The sequence below is a fragment of the Caballeronia sp. 11_S32 genome (assembly GCF_056930355.1).
Window position 1 is genome coordinate 864,196 of record NZ_JBXOWH010000004.1, and the last position, 22,428, is coordinate 886,623.

The 22,428-nt window shown below is 65.6% G+C and carries 21 protein-coding genes; 5 read left to right on the top strand and 16 right to left on the bottom strand.

The features are described 5' to 3' along the window. Together AC1Z32_RS30090 and AC1Z32_RS30095 are read right to left on the bottom strand one after the other, a co-directional pair. Positions 1 to 393: a RidA family protein gene (locus tag AC1Z32_RS30090; RefSeq protein WP_483482481.1), complete on the bottom strand. Its 393-nt coding sequence runs from the start codon at positions 391 to 393 to the stop codon at positions 1 to 3. Positions 394 to 433: 40 nt separating this feature from the next. Next, entirely contained in the window at positions 434 to 1,333 is a 900-nt protein-coding gene (locus tag AC1Z32_RS30095) for a LysR family transcriptional regulator (protein WP_483482482.1), read from the bottom strand. Positions 1,334 to 1,441: 108 nt separating this feature from the next. Here AC1Z32_RS30095 and AC1Z32_RS30100 point away from each other — a divergent pair, with 108 nt between their 5' ends. Further along, positions 1,442 to 2,338, top strand: coding sequence for an NAD-dependent epimerase/dehydratase family protein (locus AC1Z32_RS30100; RefSeq protein ID WP_483482483.1), 897 nt, complete (start codon positions 1,442 to 1,444; stop codon positions 2,336 to 2,338). Positions 2,339 to 2,395: 57 nt separating this feature from the next. Here the strand turns inward: AC1Z32_RS30100 and AC1Z32_RS30105 are convergent, their stop codons facing one another. The 3 genes from AC1Z32_RS30105 to AC1Z32_RS30115 form a co-directional block, all read right to left on the bottom strand. After that, on the bottom strand, positions 2,396 to 3,505 hold the full coding sequence (locus tag AC1Z32_RS30105; protein WP_483482484.1) for a malate/lactate/ureidoglycolate dehydrogenase: 1,110 nt from the start codon (positions 3,503 to 3,505) through the stop codon (positions 2,396 to 2,398). A 180-nt stretch (positions 3,506 to 3,685) separates the two neighbouring features. Further along, positions 3,686 to 5,155: a M20 family metallopeptidase gene (locus tag AC1Z32_RS30110; RefSeq protein WP_483482485.1), complete on the bottom strand. Its 1,470-nt coding sequence runs from the start codon at positions 5,153 to 5,155 to the stop codon at positions 3,686 to 3,688. A gap of 97 nt (positions 5,156 to 5,252) precedes the next feature. Beyond that, entirely contained in the window at positions 5,253 to 7,757 is a 2,505-nt protein-coding gene (locus tag AC1Z32_RS30115) for a penicillin acylase family protein (RefSeq protein ID WP_483482486.1), read from the bottom strand. A 131-nt stretch (positions 7,758 to 7,888) separates the two neighbouring features. Here AC1Z32_RS30115 and AC1Z32_RS30120 point away from each other — a divergent pair, with 131 nt between their 5' ends. Both AC1Z32_RS30120 and AC1Z32_RS30125 read left to right on the top strand, forming a co-directional pair. Next, a complete protein-coding gene (locus AC1Z32_RS30120) occupies positions 7,889 to 8,113 on the top strand; it encodes an oxidoreductase-like domain-containing protein (protein WP_483482487.1) in 225 nt (74 codons plus the stop codon). A gap of 93 nt (positions 8,114 to 8,206) precedes the next feature. After that, the gene (locus AC1Z32_RS30125; protein WP_483482488.1) at positions 8,207 to 8,716 is read left to right on the top strand and encodes a DUF1993 domain-containing protein; all 510 of its coding nucleotides are present in this window, start codon (positions 8,207 to 8,209) and stop codon (positions 8,714 to 8,716) included. Here AC1Z32_RS30125 and AC1Z32_RS30130 read toward each other — a convergent pair. The 3 genes from AC1Z32_RS30130 to mprF all read right to left on the bottom strand — a co-directional run bounded on the left by AC1Z32_RS30130 (position 8,709) and on the right by mprF (position 13,048). After that, entirely contained in the window at positions 8,709 to 9,092 is a 384-nt protein-coding gene (locus AC1Z32_RS30130) for a VOC family protein (RefSeq protein ID WP_483482489.1), read from the bottom strand. The two genes, AC1Z32_RS30125 and AC1Z32_RS30130, sit on opposite strands and share 8 nt — an antisense overlap. 69 nt (positions 9,093 to 9,161) lie before the next feature. Then, positions 9,162 to 10,457 (bottom strand): virulence factor family protein, encoded by a 1,296-nt coding sequence (locus AC1Z32_RS30135; RefSeq protein ID WP_483482490.1) that lies wholly within the window; start codon positions 10,455 to 10,457, stop codon positions 9,162 to 9,164. Then, a complete protein-coding gene (gene mprF, locus AC1Z32_RS30140; RefSeq protein ID WP_483482491.1) occupies positions 10,454 to 13,048 on the bottom strand; it encodes a bifunctional lysylphosphatidylglycerol flippase/synthetase MprF in 2,595 nt (864 codons plus the stop codon). Before mprF ends, AC1Z32_RS30135 begins: the two co-directional genes overlap by 4 nt. Before the next feature lie 381 nt (positions 13,049 to 13,429). Between mprF and AC1Z32_RS30145 the strand changes: the two genes are divergently transcribed. Beyond that, the gene (locus tag AC1Z32_RS30145; protein WP_483482492.1) at positions 13,430 to 13,771 is read left to right on the top strand and encodes a hypothetical protein; all 342 of its coding nucleotides are present in this window, start codon (positions 13,430 to 13,432) and stop codon (positions 13,769 to 13,771) included. 17 nt (positions 13,772 to 13,788) lie between these two features. Here AC1Z32_RS30145 and AC1Z32_RS30150 read toward each other — a convergent pair whose 3' ends face one another. Further along, positions 13,789 to 14,310 (bottom strand): hypothetical protein, encoded by a 522-nt coding sequence (locus AC1Z32_RS30150; protein WP_483482493.1) that lies wholly within the window; start codon positions 14,308 to 14,310, stop codon positions 13,789 to 13,791. Positions 14,311 to 14,473: 163 nt separating this feature from the next. Then, positions 14,474 to 15,169, bottom strand: coding sequence for a response regulator (locus AC1Z32_RS30155; protein WP_483482494.1), 696 nt, complete (start codon positions 15,167 to 15,169; stop codon positions 14,474 to 14,476). Between the two features lie 196 nt (positions 15,170 to 15,365). Between AC1Z32_RS30155 and AC1Z32_RS30160 the strand changes: the two genes are divergently transcribed. Beyond that, positions 15,366 to 15,818 carry a histidine kinase gene (locus AC1Z32_RS30160; RefSeq protein WP_483482495.1) on the top strand — a complete coding sequence of 151 codons (453 nt, stop codon included), beginning with the start codon at positions 15,366 to 15,368 and terminating at the stop codon, positions 15,816 to 15,818. Positions 15,819 to 15,941: 123 nt separating this feature from the next. On the opposite strand, the gene AC1Z32_RS30165 is transcribed toward AC1Z32_RS30160, so the two are convergent. From AC1Z32_RS30165 to AC1Z32_RS30190, 6 genes are all read right to left on the bottom strand, one after another. Continuing rightward, positions 15,942 to 16,877 carry an aldose epimerase family protein gene (locus AC1Z32_RS30165; protein WP_483482496.1) on the bottom strand — a complete coding sequence of 312 codons (936 nt, stop codon included), beginning with the start codon at positions 16,875 to 16,877 and terminating at the stop codon, positions 15,942 to 15,944. Between the two features lie 58 nt (positions 16,878 to 16,935). Next, positions 16,936 to 17,844, bottom strand: a complete 909-nt coding sequence (locus tag AC1Z32_RS30170; protein ID WP_483482497.1) for an ABC transporter permease — start codon at positions 17,842 to 17,844, stop codon at positions 16,936 to 16,938. Next, positions 17,844 to 18,707, bottom strand: coding sequence for an ABC transporter permease (locus AC1Z32_RS30175; RefSeq protein ID WP_483482498.1), 864 nt, complete (start codon positions 18,705 to 18,707; stop codon positions 17,844 to 17,846). Before AC1Z32_RS30175 ends, AC1Z32_RS30170 begins: the two co-directional genes overlap by 1 nt. Continuing rightward, positions 18,704 to 19,780 (bottom strand): ABC transporter ATP-binding protein, encoded by a 1,077-nt coding sequence (locus AC1Z32_RS30180; RefSeq protein WP_483482499.1) that lies wholly within the window; start codon positions 19,778 to 19,780, stop codon positions 18,704 to 18,706. Before AC1Z32_RS30180 ends, AC1Z32_RS30175 begins: the two co-directional genes overlap by 4 nt. An 81-nt stretch (positions 19,781 to 19,861) precedes the next feature. Beyond that, the gene (locus AC1Z32_RS30185; RefSeq protein ID WP_483483344.1) at positions 19,862 to 20,965 is read right to left on the bottom strand and encodes an ABC transporter substrate-binding protein; all 1,104 of its coding nucleotides are present in this window, start codon (positions 20,963 to 20,965) and stop codon (positions 19,862 to 19,864) included. Positions 20,966 to 21,390: 425 nt separating this feature from the next. Continuing rightward, positions 21,391 to 22,320 (bottom strand): dihydrodipicolinate synthase family protein, encoded by a 930-nt coding sequence (locus AC1Z32_RS30190; RefSeq protein ID WP_483482500.1) that lies wholly within the window; start codon positions 22,318 to 22,320, stop codon positions 21,391 to 21,393. Between the last annotated feature and the right edge of the window lie 108 nt (positions 22,321 to 22,428).

The window sequence follows — 22,428 nt, forward strand, 5'->3', positions numbered from 1 at the left end:
CTACTCGCGCTCGACCCACGCGCGCGCCGAGATTTCCAGCAGGTAGCCGTAATGCAGCGCGCCGACGGGCACGACGGCGCGCGCCGGCTTCCACTCGCCGAAGTGGCGCGCGTAGATCTCGTTGAACGCTTTCCAGTGCTCGACGCCGACGAGATAAACCGTCACCTCGATGCAGTCCTCGAAGCTCGCGCCCGCCGTTTCGAGCACGGTGCGCAGGTTGGAGAGCGTCTGCTCGGCCTGCTGTTCGAACGGCAACTCGCCGGTATGCGTGCCGTCCGGGCGGATCGGCAACTGACCGGACACGCAGACGAGATTGCCGGCGCGCGTCGCGTGGCTGTAGTGGCCCGCCGGGATGGGCAGGTCGGGCGCGTTGATGAGTTCGATCGGTGGCATGGTCGGATGTGATCCTGGTAGGTGGAGAACAGGTGGAGAACTAAAGCGCGAGCCGGCTCGCGAGAAAATCGAGGAAAGCGCGCGAGCGGGCCGCCATCGCCTCGCTCTGGTAAAAGACCGCGTTGATCGGCTGGCGCACGTCCTCGAGGATATCGTCCAGGATCGTGCGCAAGCGGCCGGCGCGCACATCGTCGGCGGTCATGAACTCGGCGAGGCACGCGATGCCGCCGCCCTCGAGCGCAAGTTGCCGGATCGTCTCGCCGCTCGATGCCGCGACCGCCGGGCGTATCGACACGAAGGAAGCGTCGCGGCCTGCGCGCGTGTCGGAGAGCGGCCAGTCGTTCAGGCTTTCGGGCGCGGTGAAGCCGATCAGGCGCGCGCGCATCAGGTCGTCGACATCGCGCGGCTCGCCGTGCTCCGCGAGATACGCCGGACTCGCCATCACCCGCAGACGGCTCCTGCCAAGCGCGCGGGCATGCAACGTGGAATCCTGCAACGCGCCGATGCGAATCGCGATATCGACGCGCTGCTCCAGCAAATCCACGATGCGTTCGTTGCTCGTCAGCTCCAGCGTGATCTCGGGATACAAGGCCGCGAACGCCTTCACGTGCGGCACGATGCAGTGAAGCACGAAGGGCGACGCCGCGTCCACGCGCAGCCTGCCTGCCGGCCGCTCGCGATGCCGCGCCATCGCTTCCTCGGCATCTTCCATCGCCGCGAGAATCGCCCGGGCGCGCGCAAGGAAGAGTTCGCCCTCGTCGGTCAGTTGCAGGCGGCGCGTCGTGCGCCGCACGAGCGTGGCGTCGAGCTTCTTTTCCAGACGCGTCAGCGTGCGGCTCACGCCCGAGACGGTCTGCTGGAGCGCCTCGGCCGCGGCTGTCATCGAGCCGCTGTCGATCACCGTGACGAAGACGAGCAGTTCGTCCGTGTTGGTTTTCAAATTATTGACTCTGAGTCAAGGTTCATTTGAGACTACCACTGTTTTTGCGAAAGTCGAAGCGGACCATACTGTGCTCATCGCAGTTTGAACACTCAACGGAGCAGGAACATGAACATCTTCATCACGGGCGCGGGCGGCTTCATCGGCGGATCGATCGCGGCGGGGCTTGCGCGCGACGGCCATCGCGTGCGCGGACTCATCCGCCGCGCGGAGCAGGCCGACGCACTGAAGCGCCTGAATATCGAGCCGGTCATCGGCAGCCTGGACGACACGGCGCTTCTCGCTAGCGAAGCGCGCGCGGCCGACGCGGTCATCAACGCGGCGAGCAGCGATCATCGCGGCGCGGTCGAAGCGCTGATCGGCGCGCTCGAAGGCTCGAACAAACCGTTCCTGCATACGAGCGGATCGAGCATCGTGGGCGATGCGTCGGGCGGCGAGGCATCGGACAAGATCTACACCGAGGACGATCTCCCCGAGCCGACGCCCGACAAGGCGCCGCGCGTCGCGATCGACAATCTCATCCTCGGCGCGGCCAAGCGCGGCGTGCGCTCGGTCGTGCTCTGCAACACGCTGATCTACGGCCACGGCGCGATGCCGGACACGGCGAGCGTGCAGTTGCCGCGGCTGGAGCGCCAGGCGAAGAAGAGCGGCATCGTGCGCCACGTGGGACGCGGACTGAACATCTGGTCGAATGTGCATATCGACGATGTCGTCGATGTCTACCGCCGCGCGCTGGAGAAGTCGCCAGCGGGCACGTTCTACTTCGTCGAAAGCGGCGAGGCGCAATTCCGCGACATGACCGCGGCCATCGCGAAGGCGCTCGATCTGCGCGGACCGGAAGACTGGCCGCTCGAGGAGGCAATCAAGGAATGGGGCTACGAGATGGCGTCGTACGGTCTCGGCTCGAACAGCCGCGTGCGCAGCAAGCGCACGCGCGAAATCCTCGGCTGGCAGCCGAAGCGCACATCCGTGATCGAGTGGATCGCGAAAGACCTGGTCGCCTGACAAGAAAAGCGCGGCAAACTGGCTTGACCAATTTGCCGCGCCCGCGCATCCGAAAAATTACTTCAGCGCGCTCGCGAACTGCTCGATTTCCGCTGCCGGCATGCCCGATGTGACCGCCGAATCGCGGATCTGCTTCCACGTCGTCGGATCGATCGCGATGCCGTTCGCGGTGCGCTCCGCGCGGCGCGCCTCTTCCGGCTCGCCCGGTGCGTAGATCGCGTCGATGCCCTCGGCGCGCGGCGAGGCCTTCATCCACTCGAGAAACGCCTCGGCTTCCCGTTGCGCGGCGGGCGCGTCGAACGCGTTCGGGTCGACGATCACCGAGGTCATGCAGTTGATGATCGCGCTCGACTTCTCCAGCGTGTCCTCGTGCGTCGTATAGCCGCCCGAAAGCGCGCCGCCGAAAATCTCGCACAGCGCCGCGAGCCCCGAGCCCTTGTGCAGGCCGAACGCGGTCAGCGAGCCGAACGGCTCTTCGTGCATCACCTTCGGCTCGACCGTCGGCCGGCCTTCGTGATCGAGCAGCATGCCCGGCGCGACCTTCACGCCCTTGTTGTACGCGACGCGCGTCTTGCCGTACGCGATGCCCGCCGTCGCGAAGTCCAGCACGAGCGGCGTCTTGCCGTCACGCGGATAGGCCGCGCAGAACGGGTTCGTGCCGAAACGCCGGTCGATGCCGCCGAAGGGCGCGACGAGCGGATCGCCCGCCACGTTCACGAAGTGGAACGACACGAGCCCCGCCTTCGCGCACTGCTCCGCCCAATGTCCGATCCGCCCGATGTGATGCGCGTTGCGCAGGCCCACCGCGCACACGCCGAGCTTCTTCGCGCGCTCAATGCCGTGCTCCATCGCCTCGTAAGCGACGACCTGGCCGAAGCCCTTGCGGCCGTCGACGGTCAGCACCGCGCCCGCGTCGCGCACGATTTCGGCGTGCGTGTTGAGCTTCAACTGGCCTTCGCCGAGCGACGCCACATAACGCGGGATCATGCCGACGCCGTGCGAGTCGTGGCCCGACAGATTCGACATCACGAGGTGGTCCGCAACCAGCTCCGCCTCGCGCGACGCGCTGCCGGCATATTCCCAGATCGCGCGGACATAGGCGTGCAGCGTGTCGGCGGCGATGCGCTGTTCGGTGGCGGAATAGGTGGACGTGGGGGATGCGTTCATTGCGGCACTTGTCTCCGTGGTTGATGGCTCGCGCGTTCCTTTTTTCGGGACGCGCGCGGGCCTATCACTTTACAGACGATCAACTGGCCTTACCAGTTCGTTTTTATAAAATCGCTGAAAACGGGCGAAAAAAAGCCCGGACGAGCCGGGCTTCCTGAATCACCGAAAGGTCCGCGCCGCTCAGGGCGCCGCCGCGATCACTTCCGCGACGGAGGCCGTCAGCTTTTTCGCATAGGGCACGTGCAGGAATTCGTTCGGGCCGTGCGCGTTCGATTTCGGGCCGAGCACGCCGCACACCATGAACTGCGAGCGCGGGAAGCCTTCCTTGAGCGTATTCATCAGCGGAATCGTGCCGCCCTGTCCGATATAGGCGACATCCGCGCCGAAGTGACGCTTCGATGCCTCGTTCAGCGACGAACGCAGCCACGGCGCGAGATCCGGCGCATTCCATCCGGTGGCCGCGCCCGCTTCCGGCTTGAACGTGACCTTCGCGTTGTACGGCGGCTCCGTTTCGAGCAGTCTTCGCAACTGGAGCACCGCCTTCGCCGCGTCGACGAGCGGCGGCAGGCGCAGCGACAGCTTGAACGCCGTGCGCGGCGCGAGCACGTTGCCCGCATCCGCGAGCGGCGGCAGGCCGGACGCGCCCGTCACCGTCAGCGAGGGACGCCAGGTCGAATTGAGCAGCGCTTCGCGCGGATCGGTCGTGGTCGGCAGGACGCTGCCGCCGTCCTGGCCGCAGCTCCACGGCAGCTTCTTCCAGACGTCGTCGCCGAGAATGCGCGCCGTCGCTTCGGCCTCGCGCCGGCGCAGCATCGGGATCTGGCAGTGAAAGCCCTCCGGCAGCAGATTGCCGGTGCTGGAATCTTCGAGGCGCTCGAACAGTTGCCGCATGATGCGGAATGCCGATGGCGCGATACCGCCGTAGCCGCCCGAGTGAATGCCCTCGTCGAGCACCTGCACTTCGAGATCGCCCGCGACGAGACCGCGCAGCGAGGTCGTAAGCCAGAGCTGATCGTAGTTGCCCGCGCCGGAATCGAGGCAGATCACGAGTCCGACATCGCCGAGGCGACTGCGCAGCGCGTCGATGTACGGCAAGAGGTCATAGCTGCCCGATTCCTCGCACGTCTCGATGATGCCGACGCAGCGCGGCCGCTCGACGCCCTGCGCGTCCAGCGCCGCGAGCGCGGTGATGCTGGCGTAGGTGGCATAGCCGTCGTCGGCGCCGCCGCGGCCGTAGAGCTTGCCGTCCTCGAGCTTCGGCGTCCACGGGCCGAGATCGCTGCGCCAGCCTTCGAATTCCGGCTGCTTGTCGAGGTGACCGTACAGCACGACCGTTTCCGTGCTGCCGGAGCGCGTGGCGGGCGCTTCGAAGAAGATCACCGGCGTGCGCTCGGGCAAGCGCACGATCTCGACCTTCAGACCTTTGACCGGCTGCGTTTTGATCCAGTCGACCGCATCCGTGACCACGCGCTCGATGAAGCCGTGGCGCGCCCAGTCGCTGTCGAACATCGGGCTTTTCGCGGGCACCGCAATGTAGTCGGTCAGTGCGGGCACGATTTCGTCGTTCCATTTGCGATCCACGAAATCCCGCAGCGCGGCGGAATCGAGGCGTACCGCTTCGCCGTGTTGCGTGCTGTCGCCGATAGTCATGACCGTAGTTCCATTCGAGCAAACTTCAATGATAGACGGGATTTGCCTTCGGCTCGACCGGTCGGGCAGCGCGCCTGCACCTTTTGGGTGAATTTCTTCAGCGTGCGGGCGCGCTCGACCCGTCATCACGCGCGCCGGACACGACGACACGCGTCACCGCCGGATCGGCATCGATGGCCTGCTCGGTGAACGGAAAGCGCGACCAGCGTTTTGCCGCGAACGCGCGCGTCGCGTCGCCGGAGTGCGGCGAGGCCGGATCGTCCGATTCGGAATGCGACAGCATCGTGTCCGCTTCCACGCCGTTCGCACCGAACGTGACGACCTGCACGTAGCTGTCGCCCTGGCCGCTCGCGTCCATCGGATAGCCCTTCGCATCGAGCGGACGCCGCGCGCAGACGATCGTGAAGTAGCCCGCCTCGTCGCAGCCGCCGTAGAGCGGCACGCGCGCGCCGCGGCGCTCCGTGTAGAGAATGTCGCCGCGCCGCGAATCGAGGGCGAAGCCGTTCAGATTCAGCGCGAGCGCCGCGCCGCCGAGCGCCTGGCGCAAATCCTGAAGCACGGCCGGATTGTCGACATTGAAACCGCCTGGCGTCGCGAGCGGCTTGCCCGGATCGAAGCCGGACTCGTACAGCCGCTCGGGCGCGATGCGCGTCACCCGCAGCCAGAACTCGTCCCACAGGTTCGCGCCGCGCGCATCGATATCCGCCGTGCCGTTCCAGCGGCGCAATACTTCGCACGGCTCGTGCAGCGGACCGACTGCCTCGTTGACCGTGCAGACGGCGTCGAGCAGCGGCTTGCGAAAGAGCCGCTCGGACATCGAGTTGGTCTCGAGCACGGTCGATTCGAGCACCTCGCGCGTCACGCCGCCGCGCTCGCGCTGCAGGCGCGCGGCGAGCAGATGGCCGTAGCGCGTGCGCAGCGACTGCTCGACGCGCGTCGCGCCCACGATGCGCGGATAGCCCGACAGCGGCGCATTCGCGTTCGTGAGCCAGTAGCTGTCGTTGAAGTTGCCGACGTAATCGCCGCGCACGATGTTCGGCAGCTGATCGACGGGCAGCGCGCCCGGCTGCGCGCTCGCCGGGTCGACGCGCCACGCGCACGCGCTCTTCGAACCGTCGAGGAACGGCACGCCCGGCACGCGGCCCGCGAACGCGCGGCCCGCCGGCGTCGTGCACGACTCCGCGAGCGCATCGGGCACATTGGGAATCGGGCCGATGTCGGCGAACCAGACACGCTCGTCGCCGCGCCCGATCGCGAAGGTGTTCGCCCACGGCGTCGCGGCGTAGCGCTTCTGGATCGCCATGAAATCGGCGAGCGAGCGCGCCTGATTCCACGCGAACACATTCGGGAACGCGCGCGTGTTGTCCACGTTCACGTCGGCGAGCGCATAAGCGCGCTGCGCGCTCCAGCCGAGGCCTTGCGCCATGGAGGACAGATCGACGACCGGCCCGAAGCGCGTGCGGTACAGCGTGCGCGACACGGATTCGTACGAGCCGTCGGCGCGGCGCGAGCGCACGGTGAGCGCGACGGGCGTCATCGCTTCGCCCTGACCGTCGACGAGATAGCGCGTCGGATCGGCGGGATCGAGCGTCAGTTGAAAGATGCCGAAGCGCCGCGCGCTCGACACCGTATGCGTCCACGCGATGTTCTCGTTGAAGCCGAGCACGATCAGCGGCATGCCCAGAAACGACACGCCCGCGACGTTCAACTGGCCGGGGATCGTCAGTTGCGCCTGATAGAACCGGTCGGGGCCGCGCCAGAACCAGTGCGGATTGCCGAACAGGATGCTGTGTTTGTCGCGCGTGATCGGCGCGCCGAACGCGAGCGCATTGCTGCCGATGCCGGGATGCTCGCCGATCGGATAACGCAACGCATCGAGCGCGGTTTGCGATGCTTCGGATGCCGCGGGCGCTTCGCCGCCGCCGCCGCCGCCGCGCGGTGCGGCTGCGCCCGGCTTCGGCGGATGCGCCGCCGCGATCGGCGTGACGAAGCGCGCCGAGCCGCCCGCGAGATTGGCCGCGATGAGCCGCAGGTAGATGTCGTCGGCGCCGATTTTGCCGACCCACGGCTGGCCCCGGCACGCCGCATGCGCGTTCGGAGCCTTGCCCGCGTTGAGATCGTCGAGATAGCGGTTGTAGCCGCTCGCGAAGCCGTCGATCAGATTGCGCACCTCGGGCGGCTGCGCGGAACGGTAACGCTCGATCGCGGCCTGATCGCCGAGGAGACGAAAAAAGAAATCGGCGTCGATGTTGCGCGGCTGGCCGAAAGTCGCGGCCGAGGGCGGGCGCGCGTCCGGCCCGAAGTAAGCCGAGCGCTCGCCGCGATACGTGATGAAGCCGTCGGCGAGCGTGCACAGGTTGTCCTGCGCCTGCGCGTAGCCGAAACCGAAGCCGAGGCTGCCCCAGTCGGCGGCGCGGATATGCGGAATGCCGTCCTGCGTGCGGCGGATTTCGGCGCTCCACGCGCTCGCGGCACGCTGAGCGGCCTGATTGCCCTGGCCCGTCTCGCCGAAGCCGCCCGGCGTTTCCGGCGGCACGACGCAGCCGGCCAGCACGGCGCTCGCGAGCGCGCCGGAGATCGCGAGCTTGACGATCTGATTCATCGCGGGAATTCCTCGGTCCGATCGACGTGATGACGGGCGGGATCGCCGCCCCGCGCAGTATCGCATCGGGCGCGGTGCGATCCGCAGCCAAAGTCTAGCCGCTCGCGTCCGTCCGGCGAAGCCGATGCACAATGAAGCGATCACGCCTTCCCGTTCCGATGACCGATAACGACGCCCCCGCCGACGATCCGCGCCCGACGCCGCCCGTGCGTCCGCTGCCGGAGGACTGCTGTCAGAGCGGCTGCAATCCGTGCGTCTACGATCTTTATGAGGAAGCGCTCGAGCGCTACGAGGCGCAGTTGCGCGCCTGGGAAGCGCGGCACGCGGCGCCGTCCGGTTCCGGTTCCGGTTCTTGAATCGGAACCGCCGAATCGAGCAGGCTATTCGGCCCGGCGCTATGCTTGTGTCCCCTGTCGCTGTCGAAACGAAAACTCAAGGAGCGCAATCCCATGTCTCTCACGATGTATCGCGCATCGATTCCGGTCTTTATCCGTGGGCTCGAAGTGTGCGCGGATCTGCTCAAAAAGGGCGCCGCCTTCGCCGACGAAAAAGGCCTCGCCCACGCCGATGTGATCAACGCGCGCCTCGCGCCCGACATGCTGCCGCTCGCCGCGCAGATCCAGCGCGCGAGCGATACCGCGAAGCTTTCGGCGGCGCGGCTTTCGGGCGTCGAGGCGCCGCGCTTCGAGGACGACGAGGACAGTTTTCCGGCGCTGCAGGCGCGCATCGAGAAGACGGTCGCGTTCCTGAAGAGCATCGACAAGTCGGCGCTCGCCGGCTGCGAAACGCGCACCGTCACGCTGAAGTTTCCGGACTTCTCGCCGTCGTTTTCGGGCGACGATTATCTGTTCGGATTCGGGCTGCCGAACTTCTATTTCCACGTCGTGACGACGCACGACATCCTGCGCCATCTCGGCGCGCCCATCGGCAAGCGGGATTATCTCGGCCCGCTCAAATGAACTCGGAAATCTCGATGAGGTTGTAGTCCGGGTCGCGCACGTACACGGAGCGCAGCTTGCGCGTCGCGCCCGTGCGTTCGACCGGACCTTCGATGACCGGCACGTTCATCCGCGCGAGCCGCTCGATCACCTGGTCGAGCGGCACCGCTGCGATGAAGCACAGGTCGAGCGCGCCCGGCACCGGCAGATGCGCTTTCGGCTCGAACTCCGAGCCTCGCACGTGCAGGTTGATTTTCTGATTGCCGAAGCGAAACGCCATGCGGCCGTTGCCGAAGGTTTCGAGCTTCATTTGCAGGACGTCGACGTAGAAGCGCTTGGTCGCCTCGACGTCGACGCAGGTGAGCACCACGTGGTCGAGATGGTCGATCAGGGACATGCCGGACTCCGTTGGGCGAGTGCGGACATGGTACAGCGGATGTTCAAGCCCGCGTGTGGCTCGGTCTCCTTACCCCTGCCGCGCCGCGATCTGCTTTCTCCATCCCGCGAGAATGCGCCGTGCGAGTGCATCGTAATCGCCGCCGAAGTGATGATCGCCGGGCAACTTCACCACTTCGATCCCCGTCTTCGTAAGCTGCGGACACAGCGTGTCCTCCTCCTTCTCGCCGTAGATGCATTGCACCATCGCCGGCGGCAGCTTGTCGAGTTCCGGCCGCACCTTCAGCGCCTTGTCGCTCGCCGGCATGCCGAGCCAGCCCGTCACCCGGATCTGGAAATCCGCCGCGGGCGAGAAGCCCATCAGCGAAATATACGAAACCTGCTCGCGCACCGCGTCCGGCAGACGGTTGTAGGCGAACGGCATCACATCCGCGCCGAACGAATAGCCGAGGAGCGCCACATGGCTCGTATGCCAGCGCGCGTTGTACGTGCGGATCACGCGCGCGAGATCGTTGGCCGTCTGCTGCGGCGTCTTTTCGCTCCAGAAGTAACGCAGCGAGTCGATGCCGATCACCGATACGCCGTCGCGCTGCAGCGCGAGCGCCATGGTCTTGTCGAGGTCGCGCCAGCCGCCGTCGCCGGAAATGACGATCGCGAGCAGATCGGTCGGCTGCGCGGCGCGCAGTTCGATCAGCGGCAGATCGGAGACATCGTTCTCCGTCGCGGGCTCGGCCTTCTTCAGATGCGGCGCCGTCATCGCGACGAGCGCATCGGCTTTCGAGCGGTTCGGTTCAAGCACCGCGGTGTATTCGAAGAAGCCCGGCAAACCCTTCGCGTGGATGATGGTCGAATCCGGCGCGCACGGATTGAAACGCGCGTCGAGCATGGGATCCGCCGCGAGCGAGACCGCGCCCGCGACCGTGTTGTCCGGCGCCTGCTTCAGCGCGCTTTCCGCGAGGATCGCGCCCTGCCCCGTGCCGACGAGAATCGGCGCGTAATAGTGATTCGTCTGCACCGTGCGTTCGAGCTGATGGCTCATGTTCTCCGCATCGCCGACGAGGTTGTGGCAAGCCTTCTCGGTCTTGTCGGCCTTGAGTTGCGCCGCGTACTTCATCGTGTCGACGCCGACGACCATCGCGCCCTTGGCGGCGAGCGCGTCGGCGGCCTGCTGATCGGCGGGCGTCCAGCCGCTTTTCTCGGAGAACAGCACGACGAAGCCGGTCATCGCGCCGGTGGGCTTCGTGAGCATGACCTGACCGTAACGGCCGCCGGAAATCGTCTCGGCGCCATGCGCCATGCCGAGCAGAGAGAGACCGCACACGGCGGCCGCGAACCGGGCCGCCGCTTTCTTGCTAAGGAATTTCATGAACGCCAACCGCCCGCGAGGAGCGAAAGATCCGCCAAAGTGAAAAATACGCCGACCGAACCGGACGCCGCCAGATAACGCGGCTCCCAGCGCGGCTGGAACTTGCTTTTGAATCCGCGCAGTCCGCGGAAGTTGTAGAACCGGCCGCCGAAGCGCCACACGAGCCCGGCGAGACGATGCCAGTGCGACGCGAGCGGCGTAGGCTCCATCCCCGACAGCGGCGCGATGCCGAGCGACAGCGACTTGAACCCGGCTTCCTTCAGATGCAGCGCGAGCTTCGTGAAGAGGTATTCCATCGCATACGGCGATGCTTCCGCGACATGGCGCATCACGCCTACGGTCGCCTCGGTGTTCATGTCCGTCGTCATGAAGGTGACGAACGCGACCGGCTCGCCCTGCTGACGCACGAGCAGCACCGATTGCGCCGCGAGATATTCCTCGTTGAACGCCGCGACCGAGAAGCTCTTTTCGCGCGCGGAGCGGCTTTCGAGCCAGTCGTCGGAAATCTTGCGCAGCGTCGGCATGCTTTCGGCGATGCGTTCCGGTCCGATCACTTCGGTATCGAAGCCGTCGCGTTCGCCGCGCTTCAGCGCATAACGAAGATGCGAGCGGTGCGAGCCCTTCAGGTCGAACTCGGAGAGCGCGACGTGCGCTTCCTCGCCGAGCTTCATCAGCGTCAGGCCGGCGTCGAGGTAAAGCGGCAGCGCATCGGCGCGCACCTGATAGAACGCCGCGCGGCCGTTGTGCGCGTGCGCGAGTTCGACGAACTTGCGGATCAGTTCGGCCCATTCGCTGCGCGGACCGACCGGATCGTGCAGCGCGGCCCACGTGCGGCCATGTTTCGCGTACATCAGGAAAGCTTCGCGCGATTCGGAGAAGAGAAAGCTCTTGTCGCCCATCATCGCGAGGCCGGCGTCGCTGCGCTCCTGTGCGCGGAAGATACGCGCGGCATCCGCGAGATCCTGCGGCGCGGGCTTCACGAAACGGCCCGCCGCCGGGCGCAGAAGCTGCCAGAGCGCGAACCCTAGCGCAACCACCGCCGCCGCCAACGTCGCGCGCAGCGCACGCGGGGCACGCTCGTCGAAGGCGAACTGCCACCAGAGATCGCCGCTATACGGCACGTCGCGGAAGGCGAAGAACATGATCCAGACGGCGAGCGCCATCACGACGCCGATCGAGATCAGCCACGTCGCCGTGAAGCGCTCGGCGAACAGCGACGAGCGGCGGTTGAAGCGCTCGCGCGTCAGGACGAGCAGCACGATGAGGAACGCCAGCACGCCCACTTCGACGAACGCGAGCCCCTTCGCGAGCGACAGCGCGAGGTTCGCCACGGCGAGGATCAGCGCGAGCCACCAGGCGGCATCGAGCCGGCGCATCAGGCCGCGCGCGACGAAGAGCAGCAGCACGCCGAGCACGGAGCCGAGCAGTTGGGAGCTTTCCAGCACCCACAGCGGCACGATGGTCTGCAAAACCGCGATGCGCATCTTGAACGCGGGCGTCGCGCCCGAAATGACGAGCATCGAGCCCGCCGCGAACGTGACGATCGAAAGGAAAAGCGGCGCGAGCTGCGACATGTGGCGCGGCTTCAGAAAGCCGAAGCGCCCTTTCAGCGCGCGGCCTTCGAACGCCGCCATCACGCCGGCGGACAGGATCAGCGGCAGGCCGAAGTAGATCGCGCGATAGGCGAGCAGCGCGGCCAGCACGTCCGGCGTCTCTGCGCTCCCGCCGAGCGCGAAGACCATCGCCGCCTCGAACACGCCGACGCCGCCCGGCGTATGGCCGATCATCCCGAGCAGCATCGCCGCCGAGAACACCGTCATGAATTCGCCGAAGCCGACTTGCGAGCTCGGCAGGAGCGCCCAGAGCGCGAGCCCGGCACCGAAGACGTCGATAACCGCGAGCGCGGCCTGCGCGACAAAATCGCGGCGCGCGGGCACGGTGAACGCGAGCCACTTCCAGCGCGAACGCAGCGTGCGCGGCTCGCGGCCGCAGAGCAGGACCATCGCGGCGAACACGCCGAGAAGCGCCGCGCCGGTCACGCGCAGCGCGGCCGGCGGCAGGCGCATCATGTCCGAGAGCGTGCCCGCGCCGAACAGCATGCCGGCGGCGGCCATGAACGCGAGGGACAGCGCGAGCGTCACGCTCGTGAAGATCGTGAGACGGCCGACCTGCGCCGGCGTGACCTCGGCCGCGCCGTACACGCGGCAACGCACCGCGCCGCCCGTCAGCGCGCCGAAGCCCGTCACGTTGCCGAGCGCCGAGCCGACCGTCGCGCCGACCCACAGCAGCGAGCGCGGCACGGCCGCGCCGATGTGACGCAGCCCGACCGCATCGCGCCCGACGAGCGCCGCGAAGGAAAGCGCGGTCGCGAACAGCGCCGCGAGCCAGGCTTGCGGCGTCATCATGCGCAGCGAGTGGATCACGGATTTGTAATCGACCGAGCGCGACAGATGCTGGAAGACCACGAGCAGCAGCACGCAGATGACGACCGTGAGCACGGGCGCGGCGAGCCGCTGAAGATCGGAGCCGCCGGACGGGCGTCCGGAAGCGGAAATGGCGCGAAGCCGGGCGAGCAACTTTGTGCGAGACATGCGTTCTATCAAACTGGCTCACGTTGCGTTCCGGCCGGGAAAGGTCGAAGGCAACGATTACATCACGGTTATCGGGGACCCGCGCACCACACGCGGTCGGAGAGCGCCACTTCGGCTCCCGCCGCCCGCGCTCGCGCCATACAAAAGGCTTCAAGGCATGAAACGCCTATATAACGGCGAAGGTTGACCCGACTTGACTAATATTGGGAAAACTACGGATCGAAAGCTTGTATCCAGACTTGGCGCCACTCTCCGGGCGCGCAAGATTGCACGAACGATCGGTCGTGCTGTACTTACGTTTTGTCAGAAAGAAATTGCGAGCGGAAAATTTGACACAGAGCAGCAGATTAGGCGGATCCCATAAAAAGAGGCATCGGAACTATGAGAAAAATCATCGCAGTCTTGTGCGCCGCCTTGAGCGCATGCGTGTCGACCGACGACGCCCTGCTCCGGACCGTGCCGATCGGCTCGGGCACATCGCAGTCCAAGCCTTACGATTTCATCCGCTGCGTGAAGGAGAAATGGACGCCGATCGCCGGGCGCGTGCGTGAATACTCGCCGAGCGCCGATACGCAGGCGGTTTCGGTGCCGAGCGGCGGTTACACGAGCCAGTCGGTCGTGCTGGTGATTGCGCAGGCGTCCGCCAACGGAACCGGTTACACGATCTACGGCGACGTCGCCATCGGGAGCCGCTACGTCACGGCCACGCACACCTGCGACTGACGCCGCTTCCCGGGCGTTCAGGAAGGTTTGCCGTTCTTCATGTCGACGCCGGCGAGATGCGTCCCGACGACGCGTCCGATCAGATAGCCGTCCGACGCGCACGCGTTGACGCGCTCCTTGCCGTTCCACTGGATCTTGTATTGATCGTCCTGGGAATGGAGCGTCGATGCGTCGAATTTGCGCTTGGGCTTGCCGCCGTTGCGCACATCCTCGCCGACCAGGCGGTTCCACGTCAGCGCGTAGCCGTAGCGCACGCCGTCGGCGAAGGCGTCGTTGTCGCAGACCTGCGACGGCGGCGTCGTCTTGACCATCAGGTGGTAGCCGTTCGCGGTGCCGACCATGATGCGCTGCTCACCCGGCGGCGTCGGCGGCGCGGGCGGTCTGGCGGCCGCCTGCGCGGCTTGCGCCGCCGATGCGGCGGAGGCCGCGGCGGCCGCGTCAGTGTCGTTCTGCTGCGGAAGGGGCGCGCATGCGCCCAGGATCAGGGCCGCCGACACCGTCAATGCCGTGCCGGCACCTTGCATTTTTATGAACGTCATCCTGCGAATCACCTACGCCGACCTCATCTCAAAATTAGTCCGGACTCTACCTTACCATCCCGACGCGCATTCCTCGGAACGATGAGAAAAACGCCGCGCACATGCAACGACGCGGACGCCCTTCCGGTGCGCCCGCGTCGAGAAAAAGGAGCTGATCCGGCGCTCAGGACGCCGACGAGGTATTGCTCATCGGCATTTCGATCCCGCGCCGCGCCATCTCGACGATCAAAAACGTTCGCCGCGTGACGTGAAAGCGCGCGAGCAGATCGCTCGAATATTCCTTGGCGGTGTTTTCACTGATGTTCATCTTGCGTGCGATCGCCTTGTTCGAGAGCCCCTGCAGCAGATAGCGCAGCGTCTCGGTGAGGCGCGGCGGCAGATCGAGCGATTCGACCGTCACGGCCGCATGCGGCGAGACCGGCTTCGGACTGTGGCCGCCCTTGCCGAGCACGGTGTTCGGCAGATACACGCGGCCATTGAGGATGGTCTTGAGCGCCTCGCGGAACACGCCCGCGCCCTGCTCGCTGCCTTTGGAAATGAAGCCGCACGCGCCGCTCTTGATGCACTCGAGCACGGTGTCGCGGTCATCCTGCGCCGACAGCATGATCGTCTGCACCTCGCGCTCTTCCTCGCGGATCCAGTTGAGCAGATCCATGCCGGTGGCGTGGCCGCGCAAATGGTAGTCGAGGAACATCAGATCGTAGTTGTTGGCGGAAAGCTTGGCTTTCGCCTGCTCGAATCCATCGGCTTCGTCGATTTCGAGCAGGGGCTCGTTCGCCAGGATGAGGCTTTTCATGGCGCTCCGGGTGAGCCCTTCGTCCTCTACCAGCAACACTGTTTTGAAATAGCCATTTTCCATTGCGACGCTCCGAGAACGGTTCCGATATTACGCGCGCCTTGCGTGACTTCCACCCCTCTTTCGCAGGGATACGTTCGGCAGTCTCCCAGAAATTCCCGGCTTCCCCTCCCGTGCCGGGTTTAGCGAAATGCCTGTCCGCCGGACACTGGTGGCAATCGAATCAACCACGTAACCCAATACGAGACTGGAGGATGAGATGTCAAGCCGTCTGGCCGACAACGAAAGCGAGTTCGCGTTGTGGCGTATCAAGCGGGCCCGCACCGGCGATGCATCGCGCCGCGTGCTCATCGCCCACAAGGACAAGTCGATCGGCGATTCGCTCGCCGTGCAACTCCGGCTAAAAGGCTTGCAGGTCATCCATTCGCAGGATCTGAAATCGGTGCGCGCGCTGGCGCATAGCTGGCAGCCGCACGCGCTGCTTCTCGATACGAGTCTCGACAGCGATTCCGGCTACGTCTTTCTGCGCACGCTGCGCATGGACGCCGACGTCACCGGGCGCCTGCTCGTCGCGATGAGCAACGTATGGCCGGCCGATCCGGTGCAAACGCTCAAGGAAGCCGGCTTCGACGCCCACTGCCGCCGGCCTTGCGCGACCTGGCGCATCGTCGATCTCGTCGAATCGTTCTTTTCCATGCCGCTCACGCGCTGATACGCAAACTGGATGGAGGTGCCGCCATGAACAGGGATGCCTGCCTCGTCGCCGGGGGGAGATTGCCGGCGAATGCGTCGCGCTTCCCGGCGCCCCGCGAGCGCGCGTGCGTCGAGGCGCGCGTCAGGCGCCGCCGCCGCCGCGCCGGGCCGGGTTCGCGCCGGCTGCCATCACGAGCGACGCCTGTATTTCACTACCTGGCTCGATGACCGCGATGCCCGTGCCGGGCAGGCCGCGTGCGGCGAGATTGAAGCCGTCGCTGACGTGCGAGACCGGCTCGACGCACAGATAGCCCGCTCCGGCCGGGCAATGCACGACGACGTGGCTCAACGCGTCGTCGGCTTTCAGTTCGAGCGTGCGGCCATCCGCGTAGCGCAGCGTCGCGCGGCCGTTCCAGCCGCCCAGATAGCGTGTGTAGCCCTCCACTTCCCGCACATGGCGACGCGCGGGCCGCTCGGCGGTCGGCTCGATCGCGATTTCCGCTTCGTGACGCCAGTGCGTCGTCGTATGGAGTTCGGCTTCCTGCGCGCCGAAGTACGGATGAAAACCGAGGCCGACCGGCATCGGACTCGACGAGCGGTTGGCGACGCGCATCGATAGTCTCGCTCCGTCCGCGTTCGCCTCGATCATCTGCACGGCCTCGAACGCCCACGGCCAGCCGTGTTCGCCCTCGCCGTGCACATAGCGCAGCACGACGCAATCCGCTTCCTGCAATTCGACGCCCCACGCCGCGAACTGGCCGAAACCATGCAGCGCGTGCACCGTGCCGGGAAAGACCGCGAGTTCGACCGCGGAACCGTCCGGCGCCGCAAAGCGCGCGTCGCGCACGCGATTGGAAAACGGCACGAGCGGATAGCTCCCGCCCTTCGGCCACGCGTCGCATGGCCAGCTCGCGGCGGTCACCGGCGCGAGCCAGTCGTGCAGACCGCGCTCGTCCCGCGTGGCGAAGCGCGTCACGCGCCCGCCCGCCGCCGGCGCGATTTCGATCAGATGCGGCCCGTTCGAAATGCTCAGGCGCGGCTCGGCGTTCAACTCTACGACTTCACGGATTTTCGTCACGACACGGCTTCGGTATGAAAATAGTCTGCGCGGCCACATCGCGCGGCCGCGCCTGACATCACTGCTTCTGTTCCTTCACGCGCGATACGAGCTGCGTCGGGCTCACGAACTGCAGCGCGATCAGCACCCAGATCATTGTGATGGCCATGTAGATCATCGCCATCGCGTCGATGGATTGCGGCGCGCGCACGCCCGTCGAGAACACCGCGTAGTACAGCGCGACGACGAGCGTCTGGGTCGTCGGACCGGCGGTGAAGAAGGTCAGCTCGAACATGCCGATGGTCCGCACCAGCACGAGCAGTCCCGCCGCGAGCATGCCCGGCACGAGCAGCGGCAGCAGCACGTAGCGGAAATAGCGGAACGTGTTCGCACCGAAAATGCGTGCGGCCGATTCCAGATTCGGATCGATCTGCTCGATGAACGGCGTCATCACGAGAATGACGAACGGCAGCGCGGGCACCAGGTTCGCGAGAATCACGCCGGTCAGCGTGCCCGCGAGATGGAACTTGTACATGACCGTCGCCATCGGGATGCCGTAGGTCACGGGCGGCACCATCAGCGGCAAAAGGAACACGAGCATCGCGAAACGCTTGCCGGGAAACTGCACGCGTGCGAGCGCATAGGCGGCCGGCACGCCGAGCGCGATGGACAGCAGCACCACCGCGCCCACCACTTCGAGCGTCACGAGCAGCACGCTCGAAAGCTGGAAGTCGCTCCACGCCTGCGCGTACCAGTGCAGCGTGAAGCCCTGCGGCAGCAGCGTGCCGAACCAGCGCGTGGCCACCGAATTCACGGCGACGGTCGCGATCAGAAGCAGCACGTTGACGAGAAAGAAGCCCATCGTCGTCCAGACGAAGAACTTCCATAGCCTGTCGCGCAGGCTCCTTTGCTGTTTCATGTTCTTGCCGGTGCTTGGAGTCAGCGCGCCGGCCTGCCAGCCGGACGCCGCGCGGTTATCGGTCGTCATTATCCCTTGCCTCCCGTCACCGGACCCGTGTAGAAGAAGCGGCGCGCGCCGAGCATGCCGCCCACGACGAGCAACTGCACGAAGCCCATCACGATCGCGATGGTCGAAGCGAGCGCGTAATCGTAGTTCTCGAACGCGGCCTCCGAAGCGGCGATCGAGATCACGCGCGTCGGGCCGGCCGGCGCGCCGAGCAGCACCGCCGAAGGAAACACCGAGAACGCCTGCACGAACGAGAGACACGCGGTCATCGTGAGGCCGGGCAACAGGAGCGGCAGATAGATCTGACGGAACTGCTGCCATGGGCTCGCGCCGAGCGTCGCGGCGGCGCGCGCGAGCGTCGGATCGATGCCGGTCACATACGATAGCGTCAGCAGGAACGCGAACGGAAAGCCCGACACGATCAGCGAAATCAGCACGCCCCAGTAGTTGTGCGTGAGGCGCACTTCATCGCCGTAGAGATGCAGCGCCTGCAATGCCTGCGGGAACCAGCCGTTCGGGCTGAAGTAGGTCAGCATGCCGTCGGCGATCAGCACGGTGCCGAGCGTCACCGGCACGACCAGCAGCGTCGTCACGAACTTCTGCCACGGCGACGTGCGGCGCAGCGCGAACGCGACCGGCACCGACACGCCCACGTTGATGATCGTCGCGGGCACGGCGAGCTTCAGCGTGACGATGATCGTCGGCCACATCGACGAATCGGTGAAGAACGTGATGTAGTTCGCCCAGATGCCGCCGCCGTTCATCGGGTTGAAGGACAGCATCAGCCCGTACGCGAACGGATAGATGAACAGCGCGAGGATGAAAATGAGCGCCGGCGCGACGAGCCAGCCCTTAGGATCGCGCTGCGCGGGAAGCGCGATCATTTTTCTTCTCCGTAGACGAGCGTCTTCGAAGGCGCGACGCGAAGCGTGATGCGCTCGCCTTCGCTGCATTCGCCCGCGATGCGCGCCCACAGCTTGCCGAACGCCGTGTTCACGATGATGAGCGAATCGCGGCCGCCGTATTCGACGACTTCGACGTGGGCATCGAATGCGTTTTCGGCGCCGGGCGTCGCGCGCTCCATGTCTTCGGGACGCAGCGCGATGGACACACGCTTGCTGTCGAAGCCTTCCATCGGCGTGCCGAGCAGCTTCACGCCATTCGCGTTCACCGCGACCGATTCGCCCTGCGTGCCTTCGAGGGTCGCCTGCACGACATTGCGAAAGCCCATGAAACGCGCGACGTGCAGGTTCTTCGGCCGCGAATAGACTTCCTTCGGCGACGCCACCTGCTGCACGACGCCCTCCTTCATCACGACGATGCGATCGGCCATCGAGAGTGCCTCGTCCTGATCGTGCGTCACGTAGATGGTCGCGCGCTCCAGCTTGCCGTGGATACGGCGGATTTCGGCGCGCATCTCGATGCGCAGCTTGGTGTCGAGGTTGGACAGCGGCTCGTCCATCAGCACGAGCGGCGGCTCGATGACGATCGCGCGCGCGATAGCCACGCGCTGCTGCTGGCCGCCGGAAAGCTGGCCGGGCAGCTTGGCGTCGTGGCCGATCAGCTGCACGAGTTGCAGCGCGGCCTTCGCGCGCTTCGTCGCTTCCGCTTTCGGCATGCCGCGCATCTTGAGGCCGAAGCCGACGTTATCCAGCACCGACATATGCGGAAACAGCGCGTAGTTCTGAAAGACCATGCCGAAACCGCGCTTCTCGGGCGGCAGCACGTCGATACGCTTGTCGTCGAGCCAGATGCCGCCGCCCGTCAACGGCTGCAATCCGGCGATGCAGTTCAGCGCGGTCGACTTGCCGCAGCCCGACGGCCCGAGCAGCGCGATGAACTCGCCACGCTGGATATTCAGATCGAGGCCCTTCAACGCGGCGAGCTGCTGCCCTTCCGCATTGGTGAAGCTGCGCGAGACCGAGTCGAGGCGCAACTGCTCAAATGTGTGCTTCATGACAATTTCCTGCGCTTTTTTGTACAAGCGGCGACGCTCCTCCGAGGGAACGTCGCCGTCTCATCACAGCGATACGCCGACTTACTTGGTCTTGGCCGCGCCGACTTCGCGATCCCACTTCTGGAACGCCGCGACCATAGCCTGCGCGTTGAGCGGCAGCACGTGCGGACGGTCAGCCAGCAGCTTCGCGTACTCGGGCCGGCCGAACTTCTGGATCACTTCCTGGCTCTTCGCAGGGGCCATCGAGAGCGGCACATCCTTCACCGCCGGACCCGGATAGAAGTAGCCATCGTCATAGGTCAAGGCCTGCTGCGCCGGCTCGAGCATGAAGTTCATCAGCTTGTAGAGCACGTCGAGCTTTTCCTTCGGCACGCCCTTCGGAATCACCATGTAATGAGCGTCGTTGACCCACGTCATGTTGTCGAACGCGGCGACCTTGAACTCCGCCGGCACGATGCCGAGCGCGCGCGGGTTGATATCCCAGCCCGTCACGGTGACGGTCATGTCGCGCGTGCCTTCACCCAGTTCCTTCATCACGGCAGACGTGCCGCCCGGGTAGTACGGAATGCAGTCGTTCAGCTGCTTGAGGAACGCCCAGGTCTTGTCCCAGCCGTTGACCGGGTCCATCGGGTCCTTGTCGCCGAGCACGTACGGCAGGCCCATCAGGAAGGTGCGCCCCGGACCGGAGTTGGCCGGACGCGCATAGATCAGCTTGTTCGGATGCGCCTTGCACCACGCAAGCAGTTGATCGGGCGTCTTGGGTACGTCGGTGACCTTGGCCGGGTTGTATTCGAGCAGCGGACCAGCCGGCATGTAGGTCACTTCGAGACCGTAGCCTTGCGCGATGTCCTGCATCTTGCGCGGGCCGGGCGCGTACTTGTCGAGCACGCCAGGGAACGCCTTCGACTGATCCGGCAGCAGCTTTTCCCACAGGCCTTGCTGAATGCCGGCCGCGAGGGCGTCGGTGCCGGTCACGACGAGGTCGATATCCGAGCGCCCCGCCGCCTGCATCGCCTTGATCTTGCCCGGCAACTGCGGTGCGGGCGCGTTCGTGAAGGTGATGCTGGACACGAGGTTGGGGTACTTGGCCTTGAACGCCTCGAAGCCCTTTTGCGTCAGTTGCAGATTGCCTGCGACGTCGACGATGTTGATCGATACGGGATCAGCCGCGCGCGCCGCGCTCATGCCGAATGCCGCGCTCACGGCGACGCAAACCGCCGCCAGTTTTACTGACAGTCCTGCCTTGAAAGCCATTTTGTCTCCTCACTTCTCTCGCAACCGTGGGTTGGGAAGAGGTCCGGTCGTATCGTCGATGTTGTCGATTGTGTCGATCGCCGGCCTGATTTTGCTTCGTTCTGTTTTATCGCGTGTCTTCGTGCGCGTGCGTCCTCGTTGCGACTGGATGCTGAAAAATAGCCAACGCGGTTATAGGATGTCAAGCAAATCAGATGACGCCGAGGCTGTTACCGAAACAGCCCGAACGCGCTTTTTCCTCTGCCGATAGCGCTTTGCAAGCTGTCTCGGGATATACCCCGAGCGCGTGTTACCTCCCTGTTTAACCGCGTTTAACCGCGTTTAACCGCGGGTTTCCCGCTAGTTTTCGTTGGCTGTCATTGCTTGCCGACGGATTCGTCGAATGCGAGGAGTCTGCGCGCTTCCCGTGCGATGGCGGGCAGCGAAGCTTCGGGCGACGCACTCAGCAACGGCAGGATCGGGCCCATGTCGGCGATGCCGGAAAGCGTCACGGCATCGTGCAGCACGCGAATCAGGGAGATGTCGTCGCGCAGCGTTTCGAGCGGAAGGAAGTGGCCGTACAGCGCTTTCGCTTCATCCATGCGGCCTTCCTTCGCGGCGCGCAGAAGCGCCAAAACCGCGTGCGGCGCGATGCATCCCGAGCCGGTCGTCCACGAGGCGAGACCGAAATCGCGCGTGTGGATCAGCGCCGGACGCTCGCCCATGCCCGACACGACCTTCGATGCCGGCACGCATTCGAGCAGGCGACGCAGATAGCCGTCGTCGGCCGGATCGGCGCGGACGATCGCATATTTCACCGCGAGCAGCGTGCCTGCGTCGACGAGTTTGGCGAGCGTGTCGACGTCGATATAGCTCTCGCTCTTGATATAGAGGGTGAACGGCATGCCCGCGATATCGACGAGGCGCCTGAGACCATCGGCGACGCCCTGCGATGTCGTGAAGCCCGCGAGCGGGAGAATCATCGCGGTGCGATAGTCCGTCTGCGCGAGGATGCGCGACTGATCGAGCATCTTGCCGTAGTCCGGGCCGATGGCCGGAATGACGCGCGTGCGCGGACCAGCAAGTTCGGCCAGCATGTCAAGCAACTCGCGATATTCGCTAACGGCGACGTGATACAGATTCGCGTTGCCGCCATAAAGCAAGGTGCGCACGCCGCCCGCCTCGATATGAGCGATGAGCTTGCGGTTTTCGTCCGGATCGAGCGAATGGTCCGCGCGCCGCGCCAGAGGCGGCACGGCCATGACGGTTTCGGAGAACTCGCTGACTACGATGGGATCGATGTTCATGGCGCCTCGCTGGAGCGGTGAGAGATCCGGTGAAATTAGCGATTCAGAGCGAAGTTGTCAAACAACTTCGGTTCAACCGCAAATTCCAGGCACGCTGCGGGCAAGGTT

Coding starts and splice junctions, on each gene's coding strand:
- AC1Z32_RS30120 (WP_483482487.1), top strand. CDS start 7,889: ATGAAGCGATCACGCCTTCCCGTTCCGATGACCGATAACGACGCCCCC.
- AC1Z32_RS30105 (WP_483482484.1), bottom strand. CDS start 3,505: ATGAACGCATCCCCCACGTCCACCTATTCCGCCACCGAACAGCGCATC.
- mprF (WP_483482491.1), bottom strand. CDS start 13,048: ATGTCTCGCACAAAGTTGCTCGCCCGGCTTCGCGCCATTTCCGCTTCC.
- AC1Z32_RS30150 (WP_483482493.1), bottom strand. CDS start 14,310: ATGACGTTCATAAAAATGCAAGGTGCCGGCACGGCATTGACGGTGTCG.
- AC1Z32_RS30180 (WP_483482499.1), bottom strand. CDS start 19,780: ATGAAGCACACATTTGAGCAGTTGCGCCTCGACTCGGTCTCGCGCAGC.
- AC1Z32_RS30155 (WP_483482494.1), bottom strand. CDS start 15,169: ATGGAAAATGGCTATTTCAAAACAGTGTTGCTGGTAGAGGACGAAGGG.
- AC1Z32_RS30125 (WP_483482488.1), top strand. CDS start 8,207: ATGTCTCTCACGATGTATCGCGCATCGATTCCGGTCTTTATCCGTGGG.
- AC1Z32_RS30135 (WP_483482490.1), bottom strand. CDS start 10,457: ATGAAATTCCTTAGCAAGAAAGCGGCGGCCCGGTTCGCGGCCGCCGTG.
- AC1Z32_RS30185 (WP_483483344.1), bottom strand. CDS start 20,965: ATGAGCGCGGCGCGCGCGGCTGATCCCGTATCGATCAACATCGTCGAC.
- AC1Z32_RS30115 (WP_483482486.1), bottom strand. CDS start 7,757: ATGAATCAGATCGTCAAGCTCGCGATCTCCGGCGCGCTCGCGAGCGCC.
- AC1Z32_RS30110 (WP_483482485.1), bottom strand. CDS start 5,155: ATGACTATCGGCGACAGCACGCAACACGGCGAAGCGGTACGCCTCGAT.
- AC1Z32_RS30090 (WP_483482481.1), bottom strand. CDS start 393: ATGCCACCGATCGAACTCATCAACGCGCCCGACCTGCCCATCCCGGCG.
- AC1Z32_RS30190 (WP_483482500.1), bottom strand. CDS start 22,320: ATGAACATCGATCCCATCGTAGTCAGCGAGTTCTCCGAAACCGTCATG.
- AC1Z32_RS30175 (WP_483482498.1), bottom strand. CDS start 18,707: ATGATCGCGCTTCCCGCGCAGCGCGATCCTAAGGGCTGGCTCGTCGCG.
- AC1Z32_RS30145 (WP_483482492.1), top strand. CDS start 13,430: ATGAGAAAAATCATCGCAGTCTTGTGCGCCGCCTTGAGCGCATGCGTG.
- AC1Z32_RS30130 (WP_483482489.1), bottom strand. CDS start 9,092: ATGTCCCTGATCGACCATCTCGACCACGTGGTGCTCACCTGCGTCGAC.
- AC1Z32_RS30160 (WP_483482495.1), top strand. CDS start 15,366: ATGTCAAGCCGTCTGGCCGACAACGAAAGCGAGTTCGCGTTGTGGCGT.
- AC1Z32_RS30170 (WP_483482497.1), bottom strand. CDS start 17,844: ATGACGACCGATAACCGCGCGGCGTCCGGCTGGCAGGCCGGCGCGCTG.
- AC1Z32_RS30100 (WP_483482483.1), top strand. CDS start 1,442: ATGAACATCTTCATCACGGGCGCGGGCGGCTTCATCGGCGGATCGATC.